At 59.6% G+C, this 7,982-nt stretch carries 7 protein-coding genes; 2 read left to right on the top strand and 5 right to left on the bottom strand.

Annotation, left to right across the window (positions count from 1 at the left end):
• The coding region (locus tag WBQ77_RS11125) for a DUF4437 domain-containing protein (RefSeq protein ID WP_424060272.1) at positions 1-459 on the top strand (459 nt) is incomplete at its 5' end.
• Between the two features lie 155 nt (positions 460-614).
• On the opposite strand, the gene WBQ77_RS11120 is transcribed toward WBQ77_RS11125, so the two are convergent.
• The 3 genes from WBQ77_RS11120 to WBQ77_RS11110 all read right to left on the bottom strand — a co-directional run bounded on the left by WBQ77_RS11120 (position 615) and on the right by WBQ77_RS11110 (position 3,323).
• Positions 615-1,547, bottom strand: coding sequence for a class I SAM-dependent methyltransferase (locus tag WBQ77_RS11120; RefSeq protein ID WP_424060270.1), 933 nt, complete (start codon positions 1,545-1,547; stop codon positions 615-617).
• 201 nt (positions 1,548-1,748) lie between these two features.
• Positions 1,749-2,987, bottom strand: a complete 1,239-nt coding sequence (locus WBQ77_RS11115) for a beta-ketoacyl-[acyl-carrier-protein] synthase family protein (RefSeq protein ID WP_424041597.1) — start codon at positions 2,985-2,987, stop codon at positions 1,749-1,751.
• Between the two features lie 66 nt (positions 2,988-3,053).
• Positions 3,054-3,323: an acyl carrier protein gene (locus WBQ77_RS11110; RefSeq protein ID WP_424041595.1), complete on the bottom strand. Its 270-nt coding sequence runs from the start codon at positions 3,321-3,323 to the stop codon at positions 3,054-3,056.
• A gap of 330 nt (positions 3,324-3,653) precedes the next feature.
• Here WBQ77_RS11110 and WBQ77_RS11105 point away from each other — a divergent pair, with 330 nt between their 5' ends.
• Positions 3,654-5,393, top strand: a complete 1,740-nt coding sequence (locus WBQ77_RS11105; RefSeq protein ID WP_424060268.1) for a long-chain-fatty-acid--CoA ligase — start codon at positions 3,654-3,656, stop codon at positions 5,391-5,393.
• Between the two features lie 81 nt (positions 5,394-5,474).
• Here WBQ77_RS11105 and WBQ77_RS11100 read toward each other — a convergent pair whose 3' ends face one another.
• Entirely contained in the window at positions 5,475-6,542 is a 1,068-nt protein-coding gene (locus tag WBQ77_RS11100; RefSeq protein ID WP_424060266.1) for a DUF2147 domain-containing protein, read from the bottom strand.
• A 116-nt stretch (positions 6,543-6,658) separates the two neighbouring features.
• Complete coding sequence (locus WBQ77_RS11095) at positions 6,659-7,978, bottom strand: acetyl-CoA C-acetyltransferase (protein ID WP_424041590.1); 1,320 nt, start codon at positions 7,976-7,978, stop codon at positions 6,659-6,661.
• Positions 7,979-7,982 lie beyond the last annotated feature (4 nt).

The raw sequence follows: 7,982 nt of genomic DNA, 5'->3' as shown, positions 1-7,982 counted from the left end.
ATCAACCTAGCATACATCGATATTGACGTGGCTCCGTATCTGGTGCTTCCCGCGGAGGAGTCATTTGTTGGCGGCGAAAGACCGATAATCGTGGACGCATCCAACATCGTTTGGATCAATCCGCCTGGACTCCCAGCCTCTGACAAAGGGCCAAAGGTAACCTTCCTGTGGGGTCGTCCGCAGGACGGACGGTTGAGTGGGGCCTTCATTAAGTTGCCAGTCGGCTTTAAAAGCGAGTTGCATGGCGATGGGGCTTTGTTGCGCTCGGTGGTGATCCAGGGCCAAATCAGTCACCAGCAATCGAGTGGGTCCGATGTTGAGAAGCTGGAACCGGGTAGTTACTTCGGTTCAGAGGGAGACGTGGCGCATCGGCTTGCGTGTGACAGGGGAGCGGATTGCATCCTTTACGTACGAAACACGGGCAAGCTCTATGTCATTCCGGCTCAGCTACCGAAATAGAACGTCCGCTTGTGGCGCTTAGCAGACCTCAATGCCCAAGCTGAGGATTTCTGGTGTCGGATGCAATGCAGTTGTCGCTGGGTCGTGTTCTGAGTTCAGCTAATGACTCAACGCGGACAACAAGAATTGGCGGCCCGGCTGGACCGCCAATCTCTCTAGGACAGGTTCGTGCCGGAGATCACCCATGAAGACGAGTTCATAACGATTCCGTCTGCTTCTTTCTTCTGGGCATCAATCGCTACAGCGAGTGCAGCCTCTATTTCGCTGCGCTTTGACTCAGCTTCCGGGCCTGCTTCACGAAACACCTCTCCCGCTGGCCCCAAGGTGAGCTGAAAGTTGATGGCGTCCGCTACCGTCTTGCCGATCAAGACTGGGGCATCGACACGATCGAAGGTGATCTTGCTGTAGCCAGCTACCTCCATCATTTTGGTGACCATCTCCTGGTTCGACATTGAAAAGGGTCCGGGACCGCAGGTGCGAGCGCCTTCACCTGGCGGCGGTAAGAAGCGAAGCACCTCGTTTTTAGCCATGCTGAGCCAAGGATTGTCTTCAGACCTACGCCAAACAATTTGAATCATCTTGCCGCCGGGTTTGAGCGCTCTCCTCATGTTCTTCAGACCCGCCACCGGGTTCTCGAAGAACATCGTCCCAAACCGAGAAAAAACGAAGTCGTAGTTGGGCTCAAAACGCTCGTGAAGAGCGTCGCCCTCCATGAACGAAACGTTCTCAAGACCTCTCTCTGCGGCTTCCATACGACCGAATTCTAGGAACGGCCCACAGCAATCGACGCCGGTTACCTCTCCCGTTGGCCCCACACGCTCTGCGAGCCTAACGGCCGTGTCGCCGAACCCACAACCAATGTCGAGAACTTTGTCACCTTGCTTCACCGGCAGACTGGGAAAGATCGCCGCGCTATGGTGCGTTAGCCCGTCGACCAGTATGTGCTTGTAAGTGATGAACTTGGGCACAAGGACGTCGTTCCAGAAGTCTACGTATTCTGAACTAGGTTCTATAGCATTGGTTTCGCGCGCAACGCGTCCGTATTTGGACGGCGACTGCTGCTGTACCGCTGATTGTTCGTGATTCATAGCCTTCCTCATTGGTCGAGACTCCGACTGCATCAACTCTGAGGGATAACTATGAGGTTGGAGCTTCCTGACGGTCAGTGCGTTTTCTGCCAAAAAGGGTCCATTTATGCCAAGAACATCCATCGCACGAGAACGGGCAAGCGTTCCTGAAGTGTGCCCTTGCATGTCTCGGAAACTAGTTTCTGGGTTTGGATTTGCGGCTTAAGCCGGTGCCGGGCCGAACACGAGGACGGCATTCAGGCCGCCGAAAGCAAATGAGTTCGACATCACGTAGTTGATGTCGCGCTTCTTGCCTTCATTCGGCGTGTAATCCAGATCGCATTCCGGATCCGTCTCGCCGAGACCAATCGTCGGCGGCACGAAGTTCTCTTCCATGGCCTTGATCGCGGCAGCCGCTTCAATCCCGCCGCATGCGCCGAGCGTGTGCCCATGCATGGACTTGGTGGACGAGATCGACAGGTTGTTGGCGGCATTTCCGAACACGCGCTTGATCGCCCGCGTCTCGTTGACGTCGTTGACCGCAGTCGCGGTACCATGCGCGTTGACATAGTCGATGTCGGACGGCGCCAGAGCCGCATCGTCCAACGCAATCTCCATCGCGGTCGAGGCGCCATCGATGGACGGGTTCACCATATCGGCTGCATCCGCCGTCATGCCGAAGCCCATGAGCTCGGCGAGAATAGGTGCGCCGCGCGCCTTGGCCTTTTCATACTCTTCGAGCACGAGCACGCCCGACCCTTCGGCCAGAACCGTTCCGTTGCGCGACTTAGAGAAGGGAAACAGCCCATCGGGGCTCAGCACCCGCATGGCCTGCCAAGCGCGCGTCGCACCCCAATTGAGCGAAGCTTCCGCGGCGCCGGCAATACCGGTGTCGATCAGCCCGCCCCGAATCATCTGGTAGACGACACCGATCGAATGGGTGGCGGTCGAACAGGCACTGACGACGCCGAAGGTCGGACCCTTGATGCCGTATTCGATGCTGACATGGGCCGATGCGGACGAGCCGATCGCCTTTAGAAGCGTCAGCGGATGGGTCGCACGCTTGTTCTCTTTGAAGAGCATCTTGTAAGAGAATTCGAGGGTGGTTAGACCGCCAACGCCCGATCCGATCACGCACGCCGTCCGATAGGAATCGGTGTCGCTAATCGGTGTTTCGAGCCCCGCCTGGGCAACGGCCTCTCGCGCGGCACAACCCGCATATTGCGAGTACTTGTCCGCCATTAGTAGCTGCTTGCTCAGCTCACGCTCTCTGGGATCGAAGTCGGGAACTTCACCTGCAATGGTGATGTAGAGTTCGTCGGTGTCGAAGCTCTGGACCTCGCGAATACCGCAAGTGCCAGTCTTCAATCCCGACCAGAACTTTTCGACGCCCGTACCCAAAGGCGTGACGACGCCCTGGCCAGTGACCACGACGCGCCTGCGTCCGTTAGACTGTGTCATGTAGTGCTAAGCCGTAACTCCAAGCCTGGCCGATACCCCGGAAAGCTCCCGAGCGGTTGGGCTGGTCTAAGCTGCTGCGCCCGAGGCCTTCGAATCTGCCATAATCCCCTTCACGCGATCGACAACCGAGCCGACCGTCGCAAATGCTTCAACTTCTTCATTAGCATTATAGGGAATTTCAATTCCGAAGGTATCCTCAATATCAAAGACAATCACCGCCAGATCGAGGGACTCGATCTCCAGGTCGCTCAGAGGCGTCTCGAGCGTAACCTCCTTGGAGGGATCCTTCATATTCTTCCGCAGAATCTCAATGATCTTGGTGGCCACCTCGTCCATATCACTCTCCCTGCCCCGTTGAGGGGTCCGTATATAAAGTTCCCTGGCTAAAACATAGCGAGTTTGAGGGCAAGTCAGGCAATGGAATAGACTTAAAAACTGGCCAAGTCCACCCGCGCCATGCTCGCTCGATTTCCGATACCGTATGCTCTAATCGCTAACAAAATGGGCGTTTTTGCGCCTGCTGCTGCCTTCGTTTCAGCATAATCTGTGGACCCCATACGAGCGTGAGCGCACGCTACGCCAACCCCGTGTTATAATAATACAGGAATTGGGGCTTGCGGCGAATTGCCTCCCCGAAGCCATGGCGCGAGCTGACTAACCTACCGATTGGCAAGGCAAATTATCGTCACGCAGATGGCCGTCAAGGAAAATCCAGCGACACCCGAGGCCGCAGCAGACACTCAGACCCGACCTTGGTCTAAATCTTACCCGGCCGGCCTGTCCTGGACGGCCCGGTTCGAGCCAGACCTCGTCCATAGCCTCTTGGACCAGGCGGTTCAGCGCTACGGCGCAAGGGTCTGCACGCACTTCGAAGGCCGACGTCTCACCTATGCTGAAATCGGCGCCATGTCCGACCGGGCCGCGAAGGGCTTGGCCGCTCTGGGCGTGCAGGAGGGCATTCGGGTCGGATTGCTGCTGCCGAATTCTCCGACCTACCTGATCTACTACTTCGCGATACTCAAGGCCGGCGGCACCGTCGTGAACTTCAACCCACTCTACAGCGTCGAGGAGATCTCGTTCCAGATCACGGACAGCCAGACGGCGATCATGGTGACGCTCGATCTCGAGCTCCTGTTCAAGAAGATCGAGCCACTTCTGGCGGACGGGACACTCAAAAGGGCCGTGGTCGGCGATTTCGCATCGCTCCTGCCCAAGCTGAAGCAAATCGGGCTCAAGCTGACGCGGCGGGTCCGCCGCGCCAAGCTCGGCCGCTCAAGCCAGCGCCGCCGAATCGTCCGCGAACACGACCTCCTTGCCAATGACGGCCGCTTCGCGCGGCCGGCGATTAAGCCCGAGGCCGTAGCCGTCCTGCAATATACGGGCGGCACGACGGGCACGCCCAAAGGCGCCATGCTCAGCCACGCCAACATCTTCATCAATACATCGCAGGTGCGGATGTGGGGCCAACGTCCCCCCGAGGCCACGGACCGGGTTTTAGGCGTGCTCCCACTCTTCCACGTCTTCGCCATGACTACAGTCATGACCTTCGGGATCGCTAGCGGCATGGAGCTCATCCTCATGCCGAAATTCGAGATGGGCCAGACCCTGAAACTTATTGGCACGCTGCGGCCCACGGTGATGCCAGGCGTGCCGACCCTGTTTCAGGCGCTGCTGCACCATCGCAATATTGAGAGCTTCGACCTCTCTTCGCTGCAATTCTGTATCTCGGGCGGCGCGGCCTTGCCAATGGACGTCAAGAGGGGTTTCGAGAAGCTGATCGGCGGCTCGCTGGTGGAGGGATATGGTCTCAGCGAAACGTCGCCGGTGGCCACCTGCAATCCGTTCCGATCGTTCAAGGACAGTTCGATCGGGCTGCCCCTTCCCGGGACCGAGATCGCCATAAGATCGCTCGAGAACCCAGCCCAGGAGATGCCGATCGGCGAGCCGGGCGAGATCTGCATCGCCGGTCCCCAAGTCATGAGCGGCTACTGGAACAAGCCGGACGAGACGGCGGCCGCCTTCGTCGGATCATATTTCCGCACGGGCGACGTCGGCTACATGGACCCCGACGGCTTCATCTTCATCGTCGACCGCATCAAGGACATGATCAACAGTGCCGGCTTCAAAGTCTATCCGCGCCGCATCGAGGACGCTCTTTATGAACACCCGGCCGTCGCCGAATGCTGCGTCGTCGGTATCCCGGACCCCTATCGCGGCGAAGCGCCGAAGGCCTATGTCCGACTCCACGAAGACAGCCCTGCGAGCGCGGTGGACCTCATGAATTTCTTGAGGCCGAAGCTATCGAAGCTCGAATTGCCGACGGCGATCGAGTTGCGCGACGAGTTGCCCAAAACAATGATCGGCAAACTGTCGAAGAAAGCGCTGCGCGCCGAGACGCCCGGCTAGACCGACGGCCACGATGCCCACGGGTTCCCGCTCGGCAAAAGCGGGCTCGCAATCAATCGAGTGTGTGTTCGATCCTTGGGCCTAACGCAGCCAGGGAATGAGGTTCTGGCCCTGCGCCTGCAGTTCTTTCAGACGCTTCTGCCGGCGCATCTGACGCCGCTCCCGCCAAGTCCGCCGTTGTCCCTGGGCCGCATCAGACTGCTCCGCAACCTGCGGCTCGGGGACTGCCTCCGACGGAGCGGCTTCGACATCAGGCGTTGGCGCGGCTGCCGGTGCCGCCGGAGCGGCTGCGGGTGCCATCGGCTCGGCAGCCAGTGCTGCTGCCTCCGGCTGGACCGAAGCCTGCTGCGGCGCCGGTGGCGTCATGTCTGTCGTAGCGGCTTGTGCGGGCGCGGGTCCCGCGCCTGCCGCAGCTTGTGCGCTGCCGGGCGCAAGCGGTGTCGCCATAGAGAACATGCTCGACACGCTCTCGCCGGCGAAACTCTCGGGGTGCTGGTTTGTCTTCGACCCGTTCAGGTAACGATAGCCCGGCTGCAAGTTCTGCTGAGCAGCAGGCGCGAGCACCTCGGCATTGGCGACACTACTGCCTGCCGCCGCAGCGCCAGCCGAGGCCGCAACGGGTGTAACGCCCGGCTGTGCCGACGCCTCGACCTGGGTCTCCGGTTTCTTCTCCTCCTCGCGCGGCGGCGGCGCGGAAGTCCGCAGCCAAACCTGTTCGCGGCAAAGGAAGGATGCGACGCATCCTTTCAGGACGATTTTCCGAGACGATGCCAAAGTGACCGTCGCCGAATAGGTCTTGCCATCTTCCGGGTTGTAGACGGTGCCCTTCCACTGATTGGCACTCACCTGCTTCATGCCCCTGATGATATGCATGCCCTCGATGGTGCGCTTGCGCAGCGAGGCATTTACGTTCCGCACGTCCTGCAGGGCGCGGCCCTTGCTGTCGCGTGGATTCTTCAGCCAAACAATCTTCACGCAGATGCCCCGGCCGCTACAGCGATACAGCTGCATCTTGGCGGGAAACTGCCCCTGATTGGCTTTGCGCCAATAGCCAGAGGGATCGCCAGCCTGTACGCTGGTGGCGCTCGCCGGAAGGAGAGCGGCGGCAAGGGCAAGGCCGATCGCCGCAGAGAAAACATGGTGCCGCATAAGAACCTCCGTCATGGGTCAGGCGCGGATTTCAGCCGCGCCTCGGCAGTGTCACAATAACTCCCTGTCCCCTGCGGGCCTCGTTGGACCCGGCACTTGATCCGGCGGTGGAACACTTAGTATTGCGTGCTCTCGTTCAATACCGCACCGGCAGGGCTAGGCGTTCCGACCCCTTCCAGGATCGCGGCAACGCCCATACCTCCGGCGGTACACACTGAAATCAAACCTCTTTTACCCATTCCATTATGCAGGAGTTTGGATAAAACTGCCAGAATTCGCGCGCCTGTGGCTGCAAAAGGATGCCCGATCGCGATCGACGAGCCCTCGACATTCAGCTTGGCCCTGTCGATCGAACCCAACGGCGCGTCCCGGCCTAATCTGGCCCGGCAATAAGTTTCCGATTCCCATGCCTTCAACGTCGCGAGTACCTGTGCAGCAAAAGCTTCGTGAACCTCGTAATAGTCGAAGTCTTGAAGAGCAAGGCCCGCTTGCCGCAGCAGATCGCTCACAGCAACGGCCGGCGCCATCAAGAGCCCTTCACCTTCGACATAGTCTACGGCAGAAGTACGACCCAAAGTTAAATAAGCCTGCACCGGAATTCCCTTGGAATCCGCCCATTCTTCGCTCGCCAGGAGCGCTGTGGCGGCGCCATCCGTTAACGGCGTCGAATTCGCGGCGGTAATAGTCCCCCCCTGCTTGTCGAACACCGGCTTCAGCTCGGCCATTTTCTCGAGCGAGATATCCGCGCGGATATTGTTGTCCCGGAAGACGCCCGCGCAGGGGATGACGAGGTCGTCCATGAAGCCGTCGTCATAGGCAGCCGCGGCCTTCTTGTGGCTCTCGTAGGCCAGGCGATCTTGGTCCTCGCGGGAGATGCTCCACTCCTTAGCCATCAGCTCGCAATGTTCGCCCATGCCGAGATCCGTGCGCGGCTCGCGCGTGTCGGGCGGCACAGGCGCGATCTCGCCCGGGCTCATGCCCTTGAAGGCGGCGAGACGCTGGCTCCAGCTCTTCGCCCGGGAAGCTTCGACGAGGCGCTTAGCGAATTTCTTCTGAAACACGATAGGGGCGTCGCTCGTCGTGTCGGAGCCCATCGCGATCCCGCATTCGATTTGGCCGGTCGCGATCTTGGCCGCAAGGCCGAGAGCCCCTTGAAGGCTGGTGCCGCAAGCTTGCATCATGGTGATGCCGGGCGTGGTCTGGGCCAAGGGGCTACCGATGACGGCTTCGCGGGCCAGGTTCCAATCCTTGGCGTGGGTGACCACGGCACCGCCCACCACCTCGTCGATATGCATGCCGCCTAATGAAAAGCGCTCGGCGAGGCCCGTCAGCGCCATCGTCAGCATGTCGAGATTGGAAAGTTCTGCATACGCCGTATGTGACCGGCAAAACGGGGTTCTGACACCACCCAAAACCGCTACGCGACGCAATTCCATTTTC

The organism is Methyloceanibacter sp. (genome assembly GCF_049590335.1).
Classification (GTDB): Bacteria; Pseudomonadota; Alphaproteobacteria; order Rhizobiales; family Methyloligellaceae; genus Methyloceanibacter.
This window is presented reverse-complemented; position numbering and strand designations above follow the sequence as displayed.